The sequence below is a fragment of the Dolichospermum sp. UHCC 0406 genome, assembly GCF_009712025.1.
Taxonomy (GTDB): Bacteria; Cyanobacteriota; Cyanobacteriia; order Cyanobacteriales; family Nostocaceae; genus Dolichospermum; species Dolichospermum lemmermannii.
Genome location: NZ_VILA01000016.1, coordinates 23,918 through 47,691, shown reverse-complemented (window position 1 = coordinate 47,691; position 23,774 = coordinate 23,918). Strand labels below are relative to the sequence as shown.

Genomic DNA, 23,774 nt, shown 5'->3' with positions numbered 1-23,774 from the left:
TTTCACCCATAATCAACTTACTATTAACATCCTGTAAATCCTTAAATCCTGGACATCCTGATTCAGACAAATTAATTACTCTCTTGAATATGAAAAGAATCAATCATTTTTTCCACTACAGGCCAGAATTTATCATTTTCACCCACAGGTGCTTGATAAGTAATATAATAAGCCTTTTTAAAAGCCATAGTTCCCCGTTCTAATATTTTAAATGTACATCCATTTTCTTGACGAGTCCATCTAATTTGATAAGCATCAGTTTTATCTAAAATAACTTTTTCATCTGCTCTTTCTAAACTATTCAAATCATCTTTCTGGATATTGGTTAAAATTTCTTTTTTACGTTCTTCTAGAAGTAAAGCTTTACCTAAATCATCAACACTAACCAGAATTTCTACAGGACAATTATCTGTTTGTAATTTATCCTTGCGAATGAATTTAATTTTTTCACTGCCTCCTGGCGTTTCTTCTCTAGCTATCCATTGATCTGAATATTTGATAGTAAAATTCTTATCTGGTTCTTGAGGATTGTAAGTTTTAGTTAATTCTTCTTTTGATATGTCAGGTTGTATTTCAGATATTTTAGTTTCTTGAGAGTCAGGTTTTTTCTGAGCAGTTTTTAATGAAGATACACCTTGAAAACCCAGAAATGCAAAAGCCAATGCAGTAGCTATACTAGCAATAATGACAACTTTACCTGATAGCAGACTTCGCTCTATAACTTTATTATTTTCATCTGGTTTAGGAGTAATATCTATTGTATACACCGATGGAATTGTTAATATTGTATTTTTGAAGTTATTTAATCTTTTTTCACCTTCTTGAGGAATCAATTCCAAGAAAAGTTTTCTAAAGAGTTGAATATTGGTTTCTGGATTGCTAATTACTAGATTAGAAATACTACCACTGGAACTATTAGGAATTTTCTCAGTAGAGTTTATCAGTTCTATAGATTTTAATGCTTTTAACGCATCTGCGGCTGTGTTATAGCGAGTTTTTTGATAATCATTATGTACCATTTTATCAATGATACCAATTAGTTTCTGGGTAAATTGTTCGTTTAATTGAGATTCTGATAGTAAATGTCGCCATGTAATTTGACCATTATCTTCAAACTTAATGCTATTATCATCATATCGCCTTGGATCTGGACGAACACCTGTTAAAGCTTGAATACCAATCATACCTACATAAAAGACATCAGTGTTATAAGTAGAGATACCATCTATACGTTCGTGTGGCATATATTCATAAGTACCAATAACTCGACTTAGGGGATGATTTTCGATATCAGTCATCTCTTTAACTGTACCAAAATCAATTAAAACGAGTTTTTGATCACTATTTCTTCTGATTAAATTTGCTGGTGTGACATCACGGTGAACTAAATTTTTCTCCTCCTGGAGAAATTCCAAAATTTCTAAAATGTCATAGAGTATTTGCCAAACTTTACTACTGTCGAGTTTCTTGGTCGGTGGGAGTTCTTTAGTCAGTTGTTCACCCTCTATATATTCTTCGACTAAATAAAAATCTTGTTTGACTATTAATAATAATCTGTAATTAATGACAAAATAATCTTTTAATTCGGGAATTTGGGAATGATCTAGTTTATTGAGATGTTCTGCTTCGCGTCTAAATAATCTTTTTCTTTCTTCAAAATCCTCTCTATTTGAGTTTTGCTTAGGCTTGAGGAGTTTGACAACACATTTCTGGTTTTGATTAGAAATATCTTCGGCTAAATATATCTCACCAAAGCCACCTTCGTTTAATTTGTCGAGGATTTTATAGTCCCCATTTTGACCTTTAAGAATTTCACCTATTAAGTTTTTATTAGTAAAGGTTGATATCATCATATAATTCCCAGTTGAAAATGTAATATCTACTGATTATGGTTATTTATTACTTTACCTGTCAGTATGTATTTAGACAAGCTTTATTATTGACTATATGATTAAATTTACTTATGGGTTGCCATTAGCCTTGCTGGTGGGTATCTGAGCGTTAATTTGTCAGAATCAGGATATCCAGGATTAAAGGATTTACAGGATGTTATTGTTGATGGGAAATAGCCATTTTTCAATAATAGAAAAAAACATCCCCTAAACATTCACAAACAATTCACAAATCACAATCCTGTACATCCTCAAATCCTGGATATCCTGATTCTGACCAAAAAAATACCTAAAAACCCATACACCAAAAGACTTTTAACTCCGTTCCCATTCCCTGCGCTCGCTTTTCTCCTGTTTGTTCTTGAGTGAAGGCGAACTTTATCCTAAAATGGCCAGTAGGCATTTGGTGAAGTGGTTGATTTTAATTGCCTCTTCCTCCTAAAAACGAATCAAAAGCAGTTAAAAGTAAGATAAGTCACCTGTGAGTAGCTCCTAAACAAAAGCTAACAGCTTGATATTGGATGCTCAAAAAGGTAGGTTAGATGTTTTGAGTATCTTAGAGAGTATGATGAAAACTATGAAAGCTGAACATATTGATTTTCCAGTGCTACACTCGGAATTATTCTTACGTCATCGTCTACAGGTAGTAGAGGAATTGTGGGAGTCGGTGCTGCGTCAAGAATGCGGTCAAGAAATGGTGGATCTTTTGCGTCAACTGCGGGATTTATGTTCCCCAGAAGGACAAGCCACAAATGACCTAGCTGCCTCTGCTGTAGAATTGATTGAACAATTGAATATCAATGAAGCAATTCGTGCGGCGCGTGCCTTTGCGTTGTACTTTCAGTTGATTAATATTATTGAGCAGGAATACGAGCAAAAGCAGCAATTAAATCGCTATACTGGGGAAACTGACGAGGACGTTTTCCCCAGTATAATTTATTCCACTAATCAACGAGATGAAGAATTACCTGTTACGAAAGAAATAGGTAGCGACTTAATGACAGCAGAAACTCCCCAAAAAGGAACTTTTGCGGCTTTATTTCCCCTGTTATTTAAGTTGAATGTCCCACCCCAACAAATTCAACGCCTGATTTCCCAACTGGATATCCGCTTAGTTTTCACTGCACACCCGACGGAAATTGTCCGTCATACTATCCGGGATAAACAGCGTCAGGTGGTTCATCTTTTGCAAAAACTAGATGAAGCCCAAAATCGTGCTAGTAGCTATCCTTGGGAAACCTTGGAGGTGAAGGAAAGATTACTGGAAGAAATTCGCCTCTGGTGGCGCACTGACGAATTACATCAGTTTAAACCAACGGTTTTGGATGAAGTAGATTATGCTCTTCACTACTTTCAGGAAGTGTTGTTTGATGGTATTACGCAACTATACAAACGCTTCAAATATTCTTTGGGGGAAACTTTTCCCTGGTTACAACCACCGACGACAAATTTTTGCTCTTTTGGTTCTTGGGTAGGTTCAGACCGAGATGGTAATCCTTCGGTGACACCGGAGGTAACGTGGAAAACCGCTTGTTATCAACGAAAAATGGTCTTAGAGCGGTATATTAAGTCAGTTAAAGAGTTAGTGTCTTTATTGAGTGTATCTATGCACTGGAGTGATGTACTACCAGATTTGCTAGAGTCTTTGGAGTTGGATCAATCACAGTTAAGTGGGGTGTATGATGATTTAGCATTGCGTTTCCGCCAAGAACCTTATCGTCTGAAGTTATCTTACATTCTCAAGCGGTTAGAAAATACCCGCGATCGCAATTTGGCTTTATATAATCGGGAAACGCCAAACAATGAAGATGCACCTATGTACCGTTCTGGTGCGGAATTTTTAACAGAATTGTTGTTAATTCAACGCAATTTAACGGAAACAGGTTTAAGTTGTCGAGAATTGGAAAATCTGATTTGTCAAGTGGAAATATTTGACTTTAATCTGACCCAATTAGATATTCGTCAAGAATCATCTCGTCATGCTGATGCTATCAATGAGATTCTCGAATATTTGCAACTTTTACCCCAGTCCTACAACGAATTATCAGAAGCACAAAGAATCGCTTGGTTAACTTCAGAATTGCAAACTCGGCGGCCCTTGATTCCCGCTGAATTACCATTTTCAGAAAAAACCAATGATGTAATTGAAACTTTCCGAATTTTGCGATCGCTACAACAAGAATTTGGCATTAAAATCTGTCAAACTTATATTATTAGTATGTGCCGCGAAGTTAGCGACGTACTAGAAGTTTTACTCTTAGCCAAAGAATCCAGTTTATTTGATCCTGTAGTTGCAGTGGGGACAATTCGCATCGTTCCTCTGTTTGAAACAGTAGAAGATTTACAACGTTCTAGAGGCGTAATGCGGGAACTGTTTGAATTGCCTTTATATCGGGCAATGCTGGCTGGTGGCTACGCCGCAATTAACACTTCGACTTCGCTCAGTGCAAAAGCTTCGACTTCGCTCAGTGAAAAACAAGCACCTCCATCTATTTCTGCTCTAAATCCTAACTTACAAGAAGTAATGTTGGGCTATTCCGATAGTAATAAAGATTCTGGTTTTTTAAGCAGTAACTGGGAAATTCATAAAGCTCAAAAATCACTTCAGAAAATCGCCGAAAGTTACGGTGTAAATCTGCGGATTTTCCACGGACGAGGCGGTTCTGTGGGACGTGGTGGCGGTCCTGCTCATGAAGCGATTTTAGCCCAACCAGGTCATAGTATTAGTGGCCGGATTAAAATTACCGAACAAGGGGAAGTCTTAGCTTCTAAATATTCCTTGTTAGATTTGGCTTTGTATCACCTAGAAACTATCACCACAGCCGTAATTCAAGCCAGTTTACTAGGAACAGGGTTTGATGACATCGAACCTTGGAATGAGATCATGGAAGAGTTATCTCATGCGTCGCGTCAACACTATCGTAACCTAATTTATGAACAACCTGATTTCATTGACTTCTTCCACCAAGTCACCCCCATTGAAGAAATCAGCCAATTGCAAATTAGTTCTCGTCCAGCCCGTCGTCCATCTGGTAAAAAAGATTTAAGTAGTCTGCGAGCGATTCCTTGGGTATTTAGTTGGACACAAACCCGGTTTTTATTACCTTCTTGGTATGGAATTGGCACAGCCTTACAAGAATTTTTAGACGCAGAACCAGAACAACATTTGAAATTACTTCGCTATTTCTACCTTAAATGGCCATTCTTTAAAATGGTGATTTCTAAAGCCGAAATGACCTTAGCAAAAGTAGACATGGAAATGGCACGTCACTATGTTGATGAATTGTCTAACCCTGAAGACAAACCTCGATTTGAGACAGTTTTTGCCCAAATTTCTAGCGAATTCTTTCTGACCAGAGATTTAGTTTTAAAAATCACCGGACACCAAAAACTATTAGATGGTGATCCAGTATTGCAACGTTCTGTACAATTAAGAAATGGAACAATTGTGCCTTTAGGATTTATCCAAGTTTCCCTATTAAAACGCCTTCGTCAATCAAAAAATGCCCCCACAACCGGAGTAATTCACTCTCGTTACAGCAAAGGAGAATTACTCCGAGGAGCATTATTAACCATCAACGGAATTGCTGCCGGCATGAGAAATACGGGTTGATAAAAAGCAAAAGGCAAAAGGCGTAATTTCTTCCTTTGCGCCTTTGCTCCTTTGCGCCTTTGCGCGAAACAAAAATATGATTAAAAAACGCATTCTTATTTGTACCTTTTTGGCACTTTCTTCCGGTTTTTTTACTGCTTTAATAGCTGGACAAATCACCGTCATGCAACATAGCCAAAAGTGTCAAAACCAGGCTTGGGGATTTAAACAAATGTGTAGTGCTTTAGTGACTCCGGGTGCAAGTTGGCAAGGTAGCACTGCGGGACTGTGGACAGGGACAATTTTAGGGGCATTTGTGGGTGGGTTGATTACTCGTAAATCTAGTGATTGGTAATTGGAGATATGGTTTTTTCTACACTTCTGGTTCTACTCCTAAAGCGCGTAATTGGGCAATTAGGCGATCGCTTTTTTCTTTTTCACTTTCAGCCCGTTGGCGTTCATTTTCGGCTGTTTCATGACCATCAAGTAACAAATTACCATCTAAATCCCACCAACGTAGCCAAGGTAACTCCATATTTTGATATGTCCCTTGCCAAATACCTAATTCTACTCCCATAGGTGTAATCGGATAATGACCTCGTTGATTTGGTGGCAATAAATGATATTGTCCTTCCATGAGATGATATACTTCCACGCTGGCTTTACTAACTTCGTAAATGCCATAAAAAGCAGGTTTGATCACTTGTTCATAAATCCAAAATTTCCCCTGCCAAGGTGTTTTATAAGGTTTATTGTAGGATGACAATGAACAAATTATAACAATAATTTAGAGGGTGTTTGAATTTACCTGAATTTACCTGAATTATCAGCGATAAAAGTCCTGAATTTACCTGAATTCTTGAATTACCACAGTAGGTATCATCTGAGGGTGTGGGACAAACCACTTCACTGAAAAAACTTCAAGAACTAGAGAAGATTCAGGATACTTTATGAGAAAGTTAACTTCCTTTTTGGCTGCTATCCTTAGCTTTGTTGTGTGTCTAGGTGGGGTAAATCCTGCTTTAGCTCAACAAGCTCCTCAGCCCGCATCTCGTGGGATAACCACCCTTTACGTCACTCCAGAACAACAGGTCGAAGGGGTGAACGTGTATGGGAATATCTTGAAATATGATCTAGCTATTCCCAATCCAGACCTAAGTGCTGATCTTCCTGACAATGTAAAAGATTTTCCAGCGGCTTATCAACCAATGCTCGAACAGGGTCGAAAGAACAACGGAACTAATGGCTCATTTACTGAAGGTTGGTTTGATTTCCAAGCTGCAAGTGCTGTAACTCCTGGAACTAACACACTTTTCACTATTGATGCTAGTCGTGATGACAGAATATACACTGTGGTAGCTGGAAGGCCTTCCAGTCAATGCCCTCTGAACATTCAAGAAACTGCAATTGCTTTCTTTGATAATGTAAAAGCGGCAGAATCAAAGGCTAATGAATTAGATGCAAACGGATACTTGGTCTATGTTTCTCCTTCAGATAATTTGACCATCAAGGCATTTTCACAACTTTTCTATGACCAAGATACTGGCAAGAAAAAAACCAACTCAGCTTGTTTCTTAGTTTCAGGCGCTACTGAAAAAGTTACAACTGATTTCCAACAAATCTTCCCTTTACTTCCACGTCAATTACAACAGCCAGCACGTGAAGCACCATTTCAATACTTTCCTAGAACTGGCAATTTCATCTATCTTGTCAATGCAAGAAAGACTCTCACTCCTGGTTAGTGTGAAGTAAAACAATTTATTATCTAGCAAATTTTAATTAAGGAGGGGTTCAGTCCCCTTCTTATAACCATCTTTGTGACTGCTATGGCTGCAAAATAGCACATTTTAAGTTAAGACGGATTTAATTTCTTACAAAAAATAAACGGTACAAGTTTAACTATGAAATTCCAACCTGTTTCCCATAGCTGGGTAGCTCTACACCCAAAACCTCAAGGAGTAATTCAATTTATCGGTGGAGCTTTATTTGGTACATTTTTTCCAATGTTCTTCTACCGTTCTCTACTTCAGCGTTTATTTAATGATGGTTATACAATTGTAATTTTACCATTCAATTTTACCTTTGACCATTATGCTGAGGCTGGCTTTTTAATCAGAGAACAATATGAAATCATGCCAGAACTTGTCAGAAGAGCAATATTTGCTGGCTATGAATATGAACCCTATTTGAGTGACCAAAACTTTTCCTGGCTAGGTCATAGTATTGGTTGTAAATATATTGCGCTTTTGGAAGCATTTAGTGCCTTACCTGTTGTTGGTGAACCTAGTGATCCTCAATATCCTCATAATATTGAAAAATTGAGGAAATTTATTGATTCAACAGTTAGATCAGCGAATACAAAAGGTTCTCAAGAAAATATTAATGGTAAGGTCGAAAGTATATTTACAGACCTCTTAATTCTGATTAATGATTTAGAAATAAAGCGTAAAGAGGCTGAACGATTAATTAAATATTACATTAAGCGAGAAGCCAATTTCGACCAATTGCAAGATAACATTAAAATCACTAGCATCTTTATTAAGAATCAACCCTCTTTACTATTAGCTCCTGTAAATACAGGTCTTGAGAGTGCTATCCCCCAACCTTTAGCAGGTATAGTTATTAGCTTAGGTGTGAATGTCAAACCAACCCCAGATGAAACCTATGCCTTAATTAAAGAAGGTGATTTATTTAATCTCATGGGGTTAACTGCGTTCAAAAAGGATAAACTTGCTGCAACAACTTGTGAATGGTTTGAAGATAAGTTTAAAAAACCACCTGAAGGTTTTAGAGAAGATTTAAAAGGTGGACATTTAAGACCATTGGGTATGCAATTGGGCAATTTTGTGATCAATTTTCCAATTCCCACTATTGGGTCTATGAAAAAACGAAATATAGAGTTTGAATCTCCTGTAAGTCAATTATTCCAACGTTTAGAAAATAAGCAAGGTAATACTCAAAAATAGCAAATAAGAGTTTATTTGCCTAACTCCTCATTACATCCCCAAAATAATTCCGATATAGTTGACAACGCGGCTCGACTTCATTACCCGTAAGCTTTACCAAACCCATATTTTTCAAATGATAAGCTGATATTATTTCCAATCGCACTGGTTGAGGAGAATTAATCACTGTTTGAAATGCTGTGATCAGTTTTGGTTGCTGTTGCAACTTCAACCAGTGTTCGCCTAAATAATGACGATAAATACCTGCATTCGTAGAGGCTTCTGATAACAACTTGTGTAGGGTGATATCTGGATAATTTTTGAGGTGAGAAAATGCCAATTTTAACAAATGAGGATGACCACCTACTAATTGTATTAAGGGGTCTACTAAAAATGAATCTTGTACTAATCCATATTGTTGGGCAAATATCTGAACCTCCTCTTTAGTTAATTCTGGTAATTCTATGATTAATCCTATACTTAAAGGCAATTGATTAGTATTTGCGTGCATATAAATGTCCGTAGAATAGGCGATCGCTAACCGGAGTTTTTTCCAGTGGGAACGGTTTCTAGCTTTCTCATACCAAGAACGCAACAATCCAAAAAATTCTTCATAAAGTTCAGGATAGGAAAAAAGCACATCTACATCATCTATATATAAAACTAAAGGACTATCATTTGCTGCTAATAAATATGTTTCTAAATAAGTTGTACAACTTATTTTAGCACCCATCCCTTCTTCATCCCAATAGTCATCTAAGCGATTGGGTAGGTTGAGTTCTCGACTGAGATTCAGACAAAACCAGCGTAGAAATTTATTCAAGTTTCCAAAGTGAGTTTTCTTATCTGCCATATCTAAACTTAAACTAACTATGCGATAGTCTTCCTTGGATAACTTCAGTAATACCCGCTCCATTAAGGAAGTTTTGCCCATTAATCTAGGTGCTTTTAACCAAATTAAAGAACCAGGTTGCAAGAGATTTTCATAGCAAATAAATTCGAGAAAATAGCGATCTATATATAATTTTGTATTTAGTAAGCTGTGTTTAGCTTGGCTGAGTAAGTAATATTCATCTGTAAATTGCTTGTGCCAAAATTGCTTTTCCCAATATCGTTTTAGGGCTTCTTTAAAATTACTTTTTTTAACTTTCTCTCCTATAGCTTCTGTCAATAATTTCCAAAGTTTGGGTGCAATATCTTGACTAAGATAACTGGTTGTGTAATTGTGTTTGCTCGCTATTTGACTATATTCTTGTCGTTCCCAAGCCCCCTTAATGACAATTATTTCTACATCAGTTAATGATCTATAAAATTTTGTCAAAACAGCTTGGTTAGCAATTTCAGTTGCCTGATATAATTTTAAATCCATGTTAAGTAAGTTGGCGTTAAAAATTGTCTTTATGACAAGGGAATAGGGAATAGGTTTTGATAATTTTTACTTTTTGTTACATATTTTGTTTTTTTGTGCTTTTCTACTTATTTTATTAATTAGCACCCCTTTGAAAAGCTTGGTTGTGGATTAAGTAGGTAAACAAAATAAAAATGAGGGGTATTGCGTTTTGTAAAATGGCTGAAACTCAATCAGAATATTGCATTGAGACAACTTTACATACCGTTACATACCTTTAAATTTTCCTGTTTACCTACTTACTTCAATTTTAATAGTATCATATAGTGCGATCGCCTGATCCTGTAGGGTTCGTTACATTTCATTAACGCACGACTCTTATGATTAAATTCGGTGCGTTACGCTGTCGCTAACGCACCCTACGTTTTTGTCGTGGTTGATAGCCTTTCCCTTGTTTCCTCACCAATCAATCAACTTAATTTGGTATAAACTGGGTTTTGTTACTATAATTTATGTTTCTAAATCTTTAATTGCCTTTTGAACCTTTCATCTGAGATATTATGCTATTAACAGTGGTTAAATAAGTTTAATTTATGTATGCCAGCTAAAGATTTATTTCATAATACAGTTAAAACAGCCCTGACAAAAGATGGATGGACAATTACTGACGAGCATCTATTTATTCAAGTTGAGGATATTGATTTTTACATAGACTTAACAGCAGAGAGAATTTTAGCTGCTGAAAAAACTGGTAAAAAAATAGCAGTAGAGATAAAATCTTTTTTAGGAGCCTCAGACGTAACTGAATTTCACTTAGCACTTGGTCAATGTCTTAACTACCGTTCAGCGCTGAGGTTAACCCAACCTGATCGGATTTTGTATTTAGCCGTTCCGGTAGATGTTTATGATGAGTTTTTTAGTCGGAAGTTTATTCAAAGAATAATTGGCGAATATGACCTAAAATTACTAATTTTTAACCCAGATCAAGAGGAGATTGTGATATGGAGAGACTAAATTACAAAGAAATAGTCCAAACAATTCTGGAAGGTCACGCAAGAAATCGCCCAAATAATCAAACAGAAGTAAAATTGATATTTGATCCGGAGCGCGATCATTATCAAGTTATTAATATTGGTTGGCAAGAACTAACGCGAATATTTGGTTGTATTATTTACGTAGAAATTAAAGATGGCAAAATTTGGATTGAACGCGATGGCACAGAAATCGGAGTAGCTAATGAATTAGTAGAAGCTGGAGTTCCTAAACAAGATATAGTTTTGGGTTTTAAAGCTCCATACAAACGGAAATTTACCGAGTTTGCTGCTAGTTGAAAATGTGATTGAAGTCAAAAAACGTTCCCATTACAAACCAATCACTTTCCCTATCTTCGAGGCTATTCTTATCTACCTCCAATTCCTCCTGATAGCGAAGCGTGGCGTTAGCCATACTCCTACCTCTCACGAAAAGACTTTTTCAGCAAACCCTATTTATGATTACGGGCTTATGTTTTTTACTCATATTACACCATAATTGGGCAAAGGGCAAATATCCCCGCTTTTACCTGTAATACCCGCAATAATATTTAAAACCAATTTTTATTCAGCAGTTTGTTACTGACAATGACCACAAACATTAACAAACCAAACTGAATTGGCCAAGGTGCTAATACTAAACTTACAATAAAAATGACGGCTGTGAACACACCTGCAATATTGGTGATTTCATCATCATTTCTTTGGAAGAGATAGCCAGTCATTACACCTGTAACTAATGTTATTAAGAAAAATAAAGGCATTTTCACTAATCTCCAAACTACGAGCTACTGTTTAATACCAGTAGATTTTAACCTTCTTCAAGAACGTTATTAACATTATACTTAAGTAAGACAAAATGGCAACAAATTTATTCTCAAGTGATGAAATTGGCTATTCTCAAATGATGCCATTATTTGCTAAATTAAGTTAACACTATTTATTCGTGCTGAAATCAATTTAACACTTTCAATTTAAATATCCAATGTTGAACATTTCCCAACTCCTCGCAACTGAACTAAAACTTAAACCCCACCAAGTACAAAATGCGCTAGAACTCTTAGCAGAAGGGGCGACAATTCCCTTTATTGCGCGTTACCGTAAAGAACGCACTGATGAAATGGATGAAGTGCAATTACGGGATTTACAAGATAGGCATAATTACTTAACGGAGTTAGAAGAAAGAAAGAAAGTAATTGTGAATGCGATCGCTCAACAAGATAAACTTACTCCAGAACTACAAGCAAAAATAGCATCCTGTCTCCAAAAAACCGAACTGGAAGATTTATATTTACCCTATCGTCCTAAACGTCGGACACGCGCTACCATTGCCAGAGAAAAAGGGCTAGAAGCACTGGCTACATTTATTAAATCCCTAAATGTTAAAAATGGTATTTCCGCATCTTTAGAGGCAGAATCAGCAAAGTATATTTCGGAAACCTTGGGAGTAAAAAGCGCAGATGAAGCTTTAAAAGGTGCGTCTGATATTTTAGCTGAAGAAGTAGCAGAAAAAGCAGAATTACGCGCTTATGTCCGCGATTATCTGTTAGAAAATGGGGTGTTTATTTCTCGGATTAAAGACGAACATCCTCAAGGGACAACTAAATTTGAAATGTACCGAAATTATCAGATTAGAGTCAAAAATATTGCCCCTCATAATCTGTTGGCCTTATGTCGAGGAGAAGATGAAAAAATTCTCAGTTTTGAAGTTGCGTTTGATGAAGATTTTGTGCTGAGTTATTTAGAATCTCAAGAAATAAAAACTCAAGTTCGCAATATTCGAGATTTTTATCAAGTCATGTTAAAAGATAGTTTTAACCGCTTGATGAAAACTTCCTTAATTAGCGAAGTAACAAACGAGAAAAAAACCTTTGCTGACATAGAATCAATCAAAACTTTTGAAACCAATTTACGAGAATTGCTATTATCCGCACCAGCAGGAATGAAACCGACAATGGCTATAGATCCAGGTTTTAGAACCGGGTGTAAAGTCGCTATATTAGATGAAACTGGGCAATTTTTAGAATATCAAGCTGTCTTTCCCCACCAAGCAGCAGAACAACGCCAAAAAGCCGCCCAAACTATTAAAAAATTACTTGAAAAATACCAAGTTCAATTAATCGCTATTGGTAACGGTACAGCGTCACGAGAAACAGAAGAATTTGTGGCCGAAATATTACCAAATATAGCCCATAAACCAGTTAAAGTTATGGTAAATGAATCTGGTGCATCTATATATTCTGCCAGCGACGTAGCTAGAGAAGAATTTCCCGATTTAGATATTACCGTGCGGGGTGCAATTAGTATTGGGAGAAGATTACAAGATCCTTTAGCCGAATTAGTCAAAATAGATCCTAAATCAATTGGTGTCGGACAATATCAACATGACGTTGATCAAAAATTACTGAAAAAGAAATTAGATGAAACCGTCGAAAGTTGCGTTAACTATGTGGGTGTAGACTTAAATACTGCTTCCAAAGAACTGCTGACATTTGTTTCGGGAATTACCCCCACCATAGCTAATAATATTATTGCCTATCGTAACCAAAATGGCGCATTTAAAAATCGTCGTCAACTTTTGAAAGTAGCGAAATTAGGACCTAAAGCCTTTGAACAAGCAGCAGGGTTTTTAAGAATTCGTGGTGGTGAAAACCCCTTAGATAATACCGCAGTTCATCCAGAAAGTTACTCTTTGGTACAATCTATCGCGGCTGATTTAGGAGTATCCTTAAATCAAGTGACACAAGTTGCAGAAAACCTCAAAAAAGCCAACATCAAAAAATACGTTACCGAAACCATTGGAGAACCAACCCTGCGCGACATTCTCAGCGAATTAGAAAAACCAGGCAGAGATCCTCGTGCGGAATTTAAATATGCTACCTTTAAAGAAGGAATCAAAGAAATTAGAGATTTAACAGTAGGAATGGAACTAGAAGGAATCATTACCAACGTTGCTAACTTCGGTGCTTTCGTTGATATTGGAGTCCATCAAGATGGTTTAGTGCATATTTCCCAACTTGCTGATAAATTTGTAGATGATCCCAAAAAAGTTGTCAAATTTGGACAAGTCGTTAAAGTACAAGTTTTAGAAATCAACGAAAAACTCAAACGCATAAGCTTATCAATGAAAGGAATCAAACAATAATTACCTCTCCCTGACTTGTTATACTCAAAACGGCTAGAAGCTGGACTTTTTTATCATACAAAGAACAAGGTTTAAAGCCTCTCCCCGCACCTCTCCCTATAGGAGAGGGAAAAGGAATAACATTTAATACTGGAGAGGTTTACCAGAGGGGTTTCATATTTGGTTAAACTATGAACCGTTTGCAGTATAGTTAGGTAAATTGTCAGAAGTGGCTAACACCTCCCGTAAGAGGGTGTTTGAAAAGTTATGGTTGATGTATCAAATATTTTTTACCCCTCCCTAACCCTCCCCTTGTAAAGGGCAGGGAACTGGATTTTTATTGTTTCCCCCCTTTCCCCTTGTAAAGGGGGTAGCAATATGATGAAAATTACGGAATACCACTTTTAAAACATCCTCTAAGGGATACAGGATATGCAGGATTAAAGGATGAAAATCAGAGATTTGATCACAAATCACCAAATGTTTACCTGTCCTTTGTATTCTGTTGTTGAATAATCTCGCTAATTTCTGCCAAACTTAAGTTTAAAACTTGTGCGATTTGTTCTCCAGTTAAACCCAATCCTATCAATCCAGGAACTGCGTCTAATTTGGCTTTGCGTTCACCTACTTCTATTCCTTCTTCCTTTCCCTCTTCTTTTGCTTCTTGATAAAATCGGGTTTGTTTTAACTCACTTAATCCAAACATAGCTTCTATTTCCTCCCTATTCATTCTTGGAAACTTGTAAATTAAAATTGTCTCGATGATTTGTAATACTTGTTGCTTGGAAAGTCATTGCATGGGGAACAGAATTTTGTGATTGTAAAGGTAAACTTAGACCTTCTCGCATTTTCTTTCCCATTTGGTTTGCTGCGTCGCGATTGAAGGCTAAAAGTAACATTTCTCCTGGTGCAATACCACAATGTTTCTGTAAAAATATTGCTCGGTTGACTAATGTTGATGTTTTACCACTTCCTGCTCTAGCTATTACTTGTACATGATTTGCAAGAGTACCAATTGCTTCTGCTTGTTGAGGATCAGGAGAGAATTTTAAATCTGGTTTTGTTTTTATCCAATTTTGTATGTACTTCGATTTTTCGGATCGGTACTCTTCCGATGATACGTATTCAGTACAATGAAGTTGATAAAAGTTGTCGGCATTAAGAAAGTTATTTTCAAATTCGTCTTTTATGTTTTGTAGTAGAGATAATTTTTTACCTATCTTGGTTTCTTCCCACCTTACTCCAGGTGTAAGTTTTAGAACTTCATCCCATATTATAGAAGGTACAATCTGATTGAATTTTCGAATAAATTGTTTTTTGCTATATTTAAAAATAAAGCCAGAACCATAATCTACTCTTAGTAAGAATTTAGACGTTCTCAAATATTTTATTTCAATAACTTTTCCTTGTTGGTAAAATGTTACACCTTGTATATCTTTTCTGGAATGTTCATATTCAAGTTTGTTGTCAAAGCGACTAACTTCTCTTCCAACCAGAAGATTCCAGAGGTCATCATGATCACCAATAACCTCTGCAAACTTTTGAACAGTATCAATCTGTGAACTGCTATCCATAAGCGACCCTAAATCAAAATAAGCTCTATTGCTAAAAAATAGCGTTGAATATTACCTGTGACATTTAAAATTAGATTTTTCAGTTAATTAATTTTGTTGTTTCTTGGAAAGATTATATAAAAGTATTATCTCATCAACTATTTCTTCAAGTGTATCCTGATCGGTCGCTGGATCTAACTTGTTTAAAAGTTGTGCAACTTTTTCAAATTATTCTCTTATATCTTCTGGAGTAGATTCTCTGATTCTTGGATTATTTAAATCATCGCCTAAACGCTCTATACTCTTAGACGCAACCATTAATCGTTCATAAAGAGAACCTTCTTCCTTCGTTAAACTATCAAGAGTATTTATTGCTTCTTGCAATGCACCAGACATATACTCACCTATTAAATATACATATCAATCCATGTTACACACTCATTAAGTCTAAGTCAACTTTTTGGCAAAATTTTTCCTGATTGATGGAAGGTGTTTGAAATAAAACAGTTGCACTAGAGAAATACACGATGCAATTTAGTTACAATGGGATAATGTAGAAACACAGTCATCGTCAATCTGACATTTCCACAGAAACAATGATAAAATAGTTTGTGAATAAAGTCTTTGTTTGTGCCTATTCTTAATGCGATTTACAGAGAATATCAATAATTATACTATCAGTTAAAGAATTAATTCAAGAAGCCTTGTCTTTACCCAGTTCTACAAGAGTATTTTTAGTAGAAAAACATTAAGCTGTTGTGTTTTAAATTTGGATAAGGGATGCGAGCAAGATGCTTGCACTACTTAATATTAGATTTTTTGTTATACAATAATTTCTTAGAGAAGTCGGGTATCTTACTGAAAATTTATTATTTAATCTAACCTAAGATAGATCAAGATTATATCTAAGAAAAGATGTGAAATATTAGTCTATCTTTGAAAATAGTAATTAGCACTGATATTGCTGTTACTGAGGTAAAAAATGTTGTCATATTTTTTCATCGCACTCGCTACAGCTTTAAGTTTGCTGATTGTTGATTTAGTTGTTCCTGGTGTAGATATTGCTAATTTCCCCGCAGCTTTAATTGCTGCGGTTGTGATTGGTTTAATTAATAGTGGAATTAAACCAACTATTAATATCTTGTCTTTACCTTTGACATATCTGACATTGGGGGGTTTTTCCCTCATTGTTAACGGAATTTGCTTTTGGTTAGCATCAGTTTTAGTTCCAGGTTTTCAAGTTCAAGGATTAATCGCTTTTATTCTCGGTCCTGTAGTTCTTTCTTTAGCTAATACCTTTCTCAGTAAATACTTCGCAGAAAAAGGTTTTGAATTACAAGATAATCAATAGGTAAACCCAATTTAAAAACTAGGAAATATCCATGAACTTATTACGGATACTTATCGGGTTATTTTTACCCCCCTTGGGAGTTTTTCTCACAGTTGGATTCGGTCCAACTTTGTTAATTAACATTTTGCTGACTTTGCTTGGTTGGCTTCCTGGTAGCATTCATGCAGTTTGGGTAATTGTCAAGCATGAAGAAAATATGAATAGAGAGGAAGGTACTTATTAAGTATGTAACAATAACAAGATCCCCGACTTCTCTAAGAAGTCGGGGATCTAAAGGATAGTTAGTCTTTAAGCACGAATATCTTTATCTTTGAATAAATCAGCCGTTGCTAAAAGTAACTCGCGTAAAGTTTGTTTTAATTGACGTTCTTTCTTTGCTATAACTGCACCTGCGTCTGTCAATTTTTTTTCTAGAGCTGAGTAACTTTCTTTTACTTGTGCTGTGATAGATTCGGCTTTGGGATGGGATTTATCACACCATTGTTTTGCTTCATTTAAATAATCCTGTACCTCTTGATCACTTCCACTATAACGTGCAGATAAATTTGCTCTGACAATTGCTGATTGTGCTTGTAATTGTGCATAGCGTTTCTTTAATAATCCAATTTCTTCACTATCTTTTATAGAATCAATGGCTGAATCAATCGCAATTTTTGTGTCTGCTGATTTATCTTGACTTGTTTCGACTATCTTGGTTAAAATTCCTTCAATTTCTGCTTGTAGTTCTTCTTCTTCCCGATCTAATTGAGCTTGTAGCTGCTTAATTTCGGTTTGGGTTTTGACAATATCTGAGTGTTTTTTCAGACTTATAGCTTCCATAGCGCCTTCAATTGAAGCTACAACTCCTTCTCTAAATTCACTACCTTTTTCTTGCAAATTATCAACGACGGTAGAAACAGCATCATTAACTAAATTACGCAATTCATGAGAACCTTCTTGAAATTCAGAACCTACTTGAGAAACAGCAGATTTCACAATTTCCCGAATCCGTTCAGATTTTAATTGTCCTGTTTCTTGAGCTTGGCGTAAATCTAATTGAATTTGTTCTTTAACGTTTTTATTCATGGTCATATTAAATGCAAATCTCATACAACACTTACATTCAGTATGGTGAAATATTTTTACTATTAACACCCTCTAAAGATATAAAATCATATCTATCTCCAGGTAGTTTAAAGTACATTAATCACAATATCCCTGAATTTTTGATTTTTTTAGTTAAATGTTGCCAATTTATGAAATAATCAATATTGATCAATAACTAGATTCTAATTATGTGGCGGGTAAATATCACTTGTGATGGTGAAGCTTGGAAAGTGTACGGTGTTGAATTTAAGAAAATGGTAGTAAATTACCAAGCTGAATTGATTGGTTCTAAAAAAATGCCAGATGGAAAACGCATCATGTCTTATAAAATTGAAGATGTTAGCGAAGCAGAATCTTTTCAAGAAGAATGTACAAAATTTGTCGGCTTCATCTCTGATTTTGAAGCTTTATGAAAAAAGTAATAATATTGATATTATGCACATTTTGTTTGTGGACTATCAATTTTACCTTACCTGCTAATGCTTTAGATACAGGAAATGGTGCGGAAATTTTTAGTTTCCACTGTGCTGGTTGTCATATTCATGGAGAAAATATCATTAGACGCGGTAAAAACTTAAAAAAGAATGCACTTAAAAAATATGGTATGGATTCTTTAGAAGCGATTACAGCCATTGTCACTAATGGTAAGAATAATATGTCAGCTTATAAAAAAAGATTGACGACTGAGGAAATTCAACAAGTTGCAGCTTATGTTTTGGAACAAGCAGAAAAAGACTGGAAATAACAAGATAAAAAATATGATGTTACCTCAAGAAAGCTATTTACAATTTACCCCCGACTTGAAAATTTGCCGAATTTTAAATGGAATGTGGCAAGTTTCGGGAGGACATGGACGCATTAACCCCATAACTGCTATTGAGTCCATGTTTCAATATGTAGATGCTGGTTTTACAACCTGGGATTTAGCAGATCATTATGGACCAGCAGAAGATTTTATTGGTGAATTTCGTCGTCAATTAATTGCGACTCGTGGAGAAGAAGCTGTAAATAATATTCAAGCTTTTACAAAATGGGTTCCTCGTGCGGGGAAGATGACAAAAAAACTGGTCGAGGACAATATTGATATTTCTTTGAGAAGAATGGATGTTAAATCATTAGATTTAATGCAGTTCCATTGGTGGGAATATGGAGACTCTAATTATTTAGATGCTCTCAAATATATGGCAGAATTGCAAGATGAGGGTAAGATCAAACATTTAGCTTTAACTAATTTTGATACGGAACATTTGCAAATTATCACCGAAGCAGGAATCAGGATTGTTTCTAATCAAGTCCAGTTTTCCTTAGTTGACAGAAGACCACAAGTAAATATGGTTAAATTCTGTCAAGATCATAATATCAAAATATTTGCCTATGGTAGTGTTTGCGGTGGTTTATTATCAGAAAAATATTTGAGTAACCCAGAACCAAAAAGCTCAGAAATCAACACCACTAGCTTGAGAAAATACAAACAAATGATTGCTAATTGGGGTGGTTGGAGATTATTTCAAGAGTTACTATATACTCTGAAACAAATCGCTGATAAACATCAAGTTAGTATTGCTAATGTGGCTGTAAATTACATTTTAAATCAGCCAGCAGTCGGGGGTGTAATTGTCGGTGCTAGATTAGGAATTGTGGAACATTTGTCAGATAATGCTAAGGTATTTGGTTTTAATTTAGATGCTGAGGATATAGGGAAAATAGATGCAGTTTCTCAACAGTCACGGGATTTGTATCAGTTAATTGGTGATTGTGGGGATGAATATAGGAGGTAGTTTTAGGGTGGGTTAATTACAGCTTAACCCACCATTTTTACAATGATTTTTATTGAAGTTTCGCGCAAAGACGCAAAGAAGCAAAGACGCAAAGGAAGAAATAGTTAAGGAAATGTAGGTTGGGTTGAGCGACAGCGAAACCCAACATTACCAAGGATTTCGTTGGGTTTCGTTTCGAGGCCTAACCGAGCAGTATTGGATCGGTATTGTACTATATCATTGGGGTCAATTTTAGCGATCGCCTAACCTAAATTTTTCTGAATTTTCATGAATTTTATCTGATAATAAAACTAGCCTCTTTAAGCAAAATCTATGGAAACCCTCACCTTAAACATACCTCCCGCAGTAAATTTAACAGATGAGCAGTTTTATCAACTTTGCATTGCTAACGAACCTTGGCAATTAGAACTTACCCAAACCGGAGAATTAATTATTATGCCCCCCACAGGTGGAGAAAGCGGAATTAGGAACTCAGATATAACTACAGATTTAAGTATTTGGAATCGTCAAACTAAATTAGGTAAAGTATTTGATTCTTCTACAGAGTTTAAATTACCTAGTGGTGCTTATCGCTGTCCTGATGCAGCTTGGGTAAAACTAGCACGTTGGGAGGCTTTAAGTAAAGAAGAAAAAAGACGGTTTCCCCCCCTTTGTCCTGATTTTGTGATTGAATTGCGCTCGGAAACTGATAGTTTAGAAAAATTACGCACTAAAATGCGAGAATATCAAAATAATGGGGCGCTTTTAGGTTGGTTAATTGATCCGCAAACACCCTCAGTAGAAATTTATTGTTACGGAAAAGATGTAGAAGTTTTAAACTTTGATTTTGACAACCCACCAATACTTTCTGGTGAAGATATTTTACCGGGCTTTATTCTCAATTTGCAGATAATTTTAAATCCATAGATTCTAAATTTCGGGATGATGATTTCTCAAAAAAGTATTCCCACTGGCTACCTTCGCAAAGTTCATCATATCGCCTTTAACGTCCAAAATATGGCAGCCTCTCGCCATTTTTACGGTCAGATTTTAGGCTTACACGAACTCACAGGAGAAGAAATACCCGCCACATTAATAGAACTTGTCAATGCTGGTAAAGTCGCTAATTTCATCACTCCCGACGGCACAATTATCGACTTATTTGGAGAACCAGAATTATTACCACCAAATCCAGATCCCAGTAAGTCCTTTACCAGAGCATATCATTTAGCCTTTGATATTGATCCAGAATTATTTGATCAAGCATTAGCAGTAATTACAGAAAATAATTTAGTTATTGCTTATGGACCCGTTACCCGTCCTACTGGTAGAGGAGTGTACTTTTATGACCCCGATGGGTTTATGATAGAAATTCGTTGTGATCCTGATTAAATCCAAAAATGGAAAAAATTTTAAAAGTCATTGCAGACGTAATTGCTAATCCACCAATTCCCCACGAACCCCAGAAACAATCTTTAAAAAATTGGGCAATGTATTGCTTACGGGATAGGGGTTTTATAGTTGTTTTTGCCCAAAATGCTGATTTTGCTGTGCAGTTTAAAAATGGCGACAAGTTCTATTTTAAAGTTACCAATCAAGCTGATAATTTAGCCAATGATATCAATTGGATAGTTTGGGATAATGTGAATAAAACCACCAATTTGATTCCTCAAGCCTAGAGTTTTCGTTAATAACCGCAGGAATGAATTAATCTGCGGTTTTTTACATAGGATATCACTACAAATACAAAGATTAAATTATCAAAGGTTTTAATTGACGTTCGCACCATTTACCCTCAACTAACTCTGTAACTAAAGGTGTGATCATAAACTTAGCCGGAAAACCCCCCTTCACATCCACCCGCACACAAGAATAAGGTTTTTTACTCTCAAAACCGCTACCACTCCGTCCCACATACAACAGCGAATCTGCAACCTTGCGAATGGAAAGATCATTATTGCTGGTAAAGGTTTCCATTAATTCTCCTCCTTCTTGGCGTTGACGACGAGGACCGCGACCACTACCACCAGAAATAATATAATTAGTATGAGAGTCTGCGTGTCCTGTATTAACTGTCCGTAAATGTTCTAAACAATGGGCGTGTCCGCTAAATACTATATCTACTACCGGGTGTTCCTGCGTGAGATTACCTAAATTTTTCGCCACCTCATCGAAAACCTCCCGTAAACGATGACGGACAGCTAAAGTCTGTCCTTGATTCCATTTACTTCCTTCTGTAACATAAGGTGGATGGTGTAAAAATATTACCCGTCCCCTGACTGCGGAATTATGCCAAGATGCAATTAATCTATCTCTTAACCACGCCAATTGTTCAAAATCAACATTAGTATTGGTGTGAGATGCCAATTGCTTTTCAATATCAATTTTCACTTCATTTATTTGGTCTAATTTAGCACCAAGTTCCGCCAATAATTCCGCTTGATCAGGTTTTTCGGGATTCAGCTTGTCAAACTCCGTCAACATCCGTAATTCTTCTTGATCAATTTCCTGACGACGGGTTTCTAGTTCCCGACGAAAATTATCCCCAGCTTGGTTATGAGGTAAAGGATCTGGAGTATTGAAAGTATTAGAATCTAAGGCAAAAAAGTCAATCCCACCGTAACAAAAATTATAATAGCGATTAGGTAAACGCGTAAAACTTCCCGGTTGATAACGCAAACACCGACCCATACCAGTTTTAGCGGTGTAATGCTGTTTTAAATGCTGTTCTAACTCCGCTGGAGAAACTTCCGCCAAATAATCTAAAAATGCTCTAGCATAAGCATCACCTTGATTTGATCCATGCCAACCAATTTCAATATTTTTATAACGAAACATTCGCCGCAAAGGCAAAGTTGGACCAGTCAGCAACCGATACAATAAAGGCACATCATAGTAATCATGATTACCCAATACTGGTAAAATTGGCAACTGAAATACCATTTGATCATAAGTGATATCTTGGGGTTGATTACCGCCCACCAAAAATTCCCGATAAGGTTCAATAAAATTGGCTGGGTAATATTCACGAGAACCCACCATATAAATCACATCACCAGTGTGCAGCACAAACCGGCAATCATCACCATGATTTAACATCATTTTGGCAACTTCTCGTTGGGGATGGTGTCCAGAATGGGATTTAGTCCCAGTATCACCCATCACCATAAACGAAAACTCTGGACTGTCTGAGTTGCCATCATCTATCACTATACAGGTTTGGTCAATGCCCTGCTGTAGAATACTCGAATGCTGCCACCGCACCCGTTGTTTCATCTTTTGAATTTTGACCGCAATTGGTGGTTCAGAAATCAATCTCATAGGAAATATTAATCAGTATTTTGTCAGAAATGGCTATAGCTTGCGTGACGACGTAGGAGTCATACGCCACGCTACGCTATCAAGATGTCCAGGATTTAAGGTTAAATTAGTTAGGACTTATTTACGGTACAAGAATAACGAACCACAGAGGCACAGAGGTCACGGAGAAATGAGGGTTTGAGAGATATTTTGCGTGAGTCCTGTTAGTCCGCGTAGGCGGACTTTGTTTGTGTAGCTGCGATTTTTAATCGCCTAATATTGGTAAACTAGCGAAAACCTGTTCCACCAATATCTGAGTTTTATTTTCTAAATATTGCCAATCCACATCGCCATATTCATCAATTAAGCTAGTATCAATATCAACCGCTGTATTCTCTGGACTATAATTCAGAAAACATACTTGATAACACAAATCCCATAAATCTATATTGACTTGTTCCCCGTGACGTTGTAAAAGCAAGTTATATCCCGGATGGGGCATAGGCAAACTAGCCAGAGTTTTTCTAATTTCTTCTACTTGTATTGGTGTTGCGGTTTCCATTTCTTGCACCAACTGAGTTACCAAGGCTTTAGTTTCATCAGTAGTGTTAGCAGGCCAAGTCAACACATCCTGGTAAGTCCCTTTCCAGTCAGATATATCCAACTGCTTGCGAAGATTATCAATCACGCGAATAAAAGCAGGTTGCATCAAGATTTCAGCTTGTTGCCATGAGGTAGAATTAGTTATCTTAGGTGGCATAGCTAGTAAATATGGATACTGATAGTAAAATTAAC

The 23,774-nt window shown here is 36.3% G+C and carries 24 protein-coding genes and 2 pseudogenes; 15 read left to right on the top strand and 11 right to left on the bottom strand.

From position 1 onward, the window contains the following. Nucleotides 1-71 precede the first annotated feature (71 nt). A complete protein-coding gene (locus FJR09_RS14675) occupies nucleotides 72-1,853 on the bottom strand; it encodes a serine/threonine-protein kinase (RefSeq protein ID WP_015078790.1) in 1,782 nt (593 codons plus the stop codon). Between the two features lie 607 nt (nucleotides 1,854-2,460). Between FJR09_RS14675 and ppc the strand changes: the two genes are divergently transcribed. Both ppc and FJR09_RS14665 read left to right on the top strand, forming a co-directional pair. Then, nucleotides 2,461-5,505: a phosphoenolpyruvate carboxylase gene (ppc, locus tag FJR09_RS14670; protein WP_168634513.1), complete on the top strand. Its 3,045-nt coding sequence runs from the start codon at nucleotides 2,461-2,463 to the stop codon at nucleotides 5,503-5,505. 76 nt (nucleotides 5,506-5,581) lie between these two features. Further along, nucleotides 5,582-5,839, top strand: a complete 258-nt coding sequence (locus FJR09_RS14665; protein ID WP_015078792.1) for a hypothetical protein — start codon at nucleotides 5,582-5,584, stop codon at nucleotides 5,837-5,839. A gap of 18 nt (nucleotides 5,840-5,857) precedes the next feature. On the opposite strand, the pseudogene FJR09_RS14660 reads toward FJR09_RS14665, so the two are convergent. Next, nucleotides 5,858-6,226: pseudogene (locus tag FJR09_RS14660) on the bottom strand (Uma2 family endonuclease); the annotation flags it as partial. A gap of 208 nt (nucleotides 6,227-6,434) precedes the next feature. Here FJR09_RS14660 and FJR09_RS14655 point away from each other — a divergent pair. Further along, entirely contained in the window at nucleotides 6,435-7,226 is a 792-nt protein-coding gene (locus FJR09_RS14655) for a hypothetical protein (RefSeq protein ID WP_168652681.1), read from the top strand. Between the two features lie 159 nt (nucleotides 7,227-7,385). Beyond that, a complete protein-coding gene (locus FJR09_RS14650) occupies nucleotides 7,386-8,450 on the top strand; it encodes a DUF1350 family protein (protein WP_168652682.1) in 1,065 nt (354 codons plus the stop codon). Between the two features lie 19 nt (nucleotides 8,451-8,469). Here FJR09_RS14650 and FJR09_RS14645 read toward each other — a convergent pair whose 3' ends face one another. Next, nucleotides 8,470-9,798, bottom strand: a complete 1,329-nt coding sequence (locus FJR09_RS14645; RefSeq protein WP_168652683.1) for an AAA-like domain-containing protein — start codon at nucleotides 9,796-9,798, stop codon at nucleotides 8,470-8,472. 576 nt (nucleotides 9,799-10,374) lie between these two features. On the opposite strand from FJR09_RS14645, the gene FJR09_RS14640 reads away from it, so the two are divergent. Beyond that, the gene (locus tag FJR09_RS14640) at nucleotides 10,375-10,791 is read left to right on the top strand and encodes a XisH family protein (RefSeq protein ID WP_015078797.1); all 417 of its coding nucleotides are present in this window, start codon (nucleotides 10,375-10,377) and stop codon (nucleotides 10,789-10,791) included. Beyond that, entirely contained in the window at nucleotides 10,779-11,108 is a 330-nt protein-coding gene (locus FJR09_RS14635) for a XisI protein (RefSeq protein WP_015078798.1), read from the top strand. Before FJR09_RS14640 ends, FJR09_RS14635 begins: the two co-directional genes overlap by 13 nt. Here the strand turns inward: FJR09_RS14635 and FJR09_RS25910 are convergent. Together FJR09_RS25910 and FJR09_RS14630 are read right to left on the bottom strand one after the other, a co-directional pair. Next, nucleotides 11,101-11,223 carry a hypothetical protein gene (locus FJR09_RS25910; protein WP_256370261.1) on the bottom strand — a complete coding sequence of 41 codons (123 nt, stop codon included), beginning with the start codon at nucleotides 11,221-11,223 and terminating at the stop codon, nucleotides 11,101-11,103. The genes FJR09_RS14635 and FJR09_RS25910 overlap by 8 nt on opposite strands. Nucleotides 11,224-11,359: 136 nt before the next feature. After that, entirely contained in the window at nucleotides 11,360-11,572 is a 213-nt protein-coding gene (locus FJR09_RS14630) for a hypothetical protein (RefSeq protein ID WP_015078799.1), read from the bottom strand. Between the two features lie 221 nt (nucleotides 11,573-11,793). On the opposite strand from FJR09_RS14630, the gene FJR09_RS14625 reads away from it, so the two are divergent. After that, complete coding sequence (locus FJR09_RS14625; RefSeq protein ID WP_168652684.1) at nucleotides 11,794-13,953, top strand: Tex family protein; 2,160 nt, start codon at nucleotides 11,794-11,796, stop codon at nucleotides 13,951-13,953. A gap of 463 nt (nucleotides 13,954-14,416) precedes the next feature. Here FJR09_RS14625 and FJR09_RS14620 read toward each other — a convergent pair. From FJR09_RS14620 to FJR09_RS14610, 3 genes and pseudogenes are all read right to left on the bottom strand, one after another. Beyond that, nucleotides 14,417-14,716: pseudogene (locus tag FJR09_RS14620) on the bottom strand (Rpn family recombination-promoting nuclease/putative transposase); the annotation flags it as partial. Beyond that, entirely contained in the window at nucleotides 14,655-15,506 is an 852-nt protein-coding gene (locus tag FJR09_RS14615) for a UvrD-helicase domain-containing protein (protein WP_015078803.1), read from the bottom strand. The pseudogene FJR09_RS14620 and the gene FJR09_RS14615, both read right to left, overlap by 62 nt. A 207-nt stretch (nucleotides 15,507-15,713) precedes the next feature. Next, nucleotides 15,714-15,881: a hypothetical protein gene (locus FJR09_RS14610; RefSeq protein WP_015078804.1), complete on the bottom strand. Its 168-nt coding sequence runs from the start codon at nucleotides 15,879-15,881 to the stop codon at nucleotides 15,714-15,716. Nucleotides 15,882-16,467: 586 nt separating this feature from the next. Between FJR09_RS14610 and FJR09_RS14605 the strand changes: the two genes are divergently transcribed. Together FJR09_RS14605 and FJR09_RS14600 are read left to right on the top strand one after the other, a co-directional pair. Next, entirely contained in the window at nucleotides 16,468-16,836 is a 369-nt protein-coding gene (locus FJR09_RS14605) for a phage holin family protein (RefSeq protein WP_015078805.1), read from the top strand. Nucleotides 16,837-16,867: 31 nt separating this feature from the next. Beyond that, nucleotides 16,868-17,059, top strand: a complete 192-nt coding sequence (locus FJR09_RS14600; RefSeq protein WP_015078806.1) for a YqaE/Pmp3 family membrane protein — start codon at nucleotides 16,868-16,870, stop codon at nucleotides 17,057-17,059. Nucleotides 17,060-17,124: 65 nt separating this feature from the next. Here the strand turns inward: FJR09_RS14600 and FJR09_RS14595 are convergent, their stop codons facing one another. Next, nucleotides 17,125-17,901 (bottom strand): hypothetical protein, encoded by a 777-nt coding sequence (locus FJR09_RS14595; protein ID WP_041458236.1) that lies wholly within the window; start codon nucleotides 17,899-17,901, stop codon nucleotides 17,125-17,127. A 209-nt stretch (nucleotides 17,902-18,110) separates the two neighbouring features. Here FJR09_RS14595 and FJR09_RS14590 point away from each other — a divergent pair, with 209 nt between their 5' ends. From FJR09_RS14590 to FJR09_RS14565, 6 genes are all read left to right on the top strand, one after another. Continuing rightward, a complete protein-coding gene (locus FJR09_RS14590) occupies nucleotides 18,111-18,335 on the top strand; it encodes a hypothetical protein (RefSeq protein WP_015078808.1) in 225 nt (74 codons plus the stop codon). Next, entirely contained in the window at nucleotides 18,332-18,667 is a 336-nt protein-coding gene (gene petJ / locus FJR09_RS14585; protein ID WP_015078809.1) for a cytochrome c6 PetJ, read from the top strand. The genes FJR09_RS14590 and petJ overlap by 4 nt, the downstream gene beginning before the upstream one ends. 13 nt (nucleotides 18,668-18,680) lie before the next feature. After that, entirely contained in the window at nucleotides 18,681-19,700 is a 1,020-nt protein-coding gene (locus tag FJR09_RS14580) for an aldo/keto reductase (protein WP_015078810.1), read from the top strand. A 312-nt stretch (nucleotides 19,701-20,012) separates the two neighbouring features. Then, the gene (locus FJR09_RS14575) at nucleotides 20,013-20,606 is read left to right on the top strand and encodes a Uma2 family endonuclease (RefSeq protein WP_168652685.1); all 594 of its coding nucleotides are present in this window, start codon (nucleotides 20,013-20,015) and stop codon (nucleotides 20,604-20,606) included. A gap of 18 nt (nucleotides 20,607-20,624) precedes the next feature. After that, the gene (locus tag FJR09_RS14570; protein WP_371416372.1) at nucleotides 20,625-21,071 is read left to right on the top strand and encodes a VOC family protein; all 447 of its coding nucleotides are present in this window, start codon (nucleotides 20,625-20,627) and stop codon (nucleotides 21,069-21,071) included. Nucleotides 21,072-21,079: 8 nt separating this feature from the next. Further along, on the top strand, nucleotides 21,080-21,358 hold the full coding sequence (locus FJR09_RS14565; protein WP_015078813.1) for a hypothetical protein: 279 nt from the start codon (nucleotides 21,080-21,082) through the stop codon (nucleotides 21,356-21,358). Between the two features lie 73 nt (nucleotides 21,359-21,431). Here the strand turns inward: FJR09_RS14565 and FJR09_RS14560 are convergent, their stop codons facing one another. Both FJR09_RS14560 and FJR09_RS14555 read right to left on the bottom strand, forming a co-directional pair. Then, entirely contained in the window at nucleotides 21,432-23,000 is a 1,569-nt protein-coding gene (locus FJR09_RS14560) for a metallophosphoesterase (RefSeq protein ID WP_168652687.1), read from the bottom strand. A gap of 244 nt (nucleotides 23,001-23,244) precedes the next feature. Next, complete coding sequence (locus FJR09_RS14555; RefSeq protein ID WP_015078815.1) at nucleotides 23,245-23,739, bottom strand: hypothetical protein; 495 nt, start codon at nucleotides 23,737-23,739, stop codon at nucleotides 23,245-23,247. Between the last annotated feature and the right edge of the window lie 35 nt (nucleotides 23,740-23,774).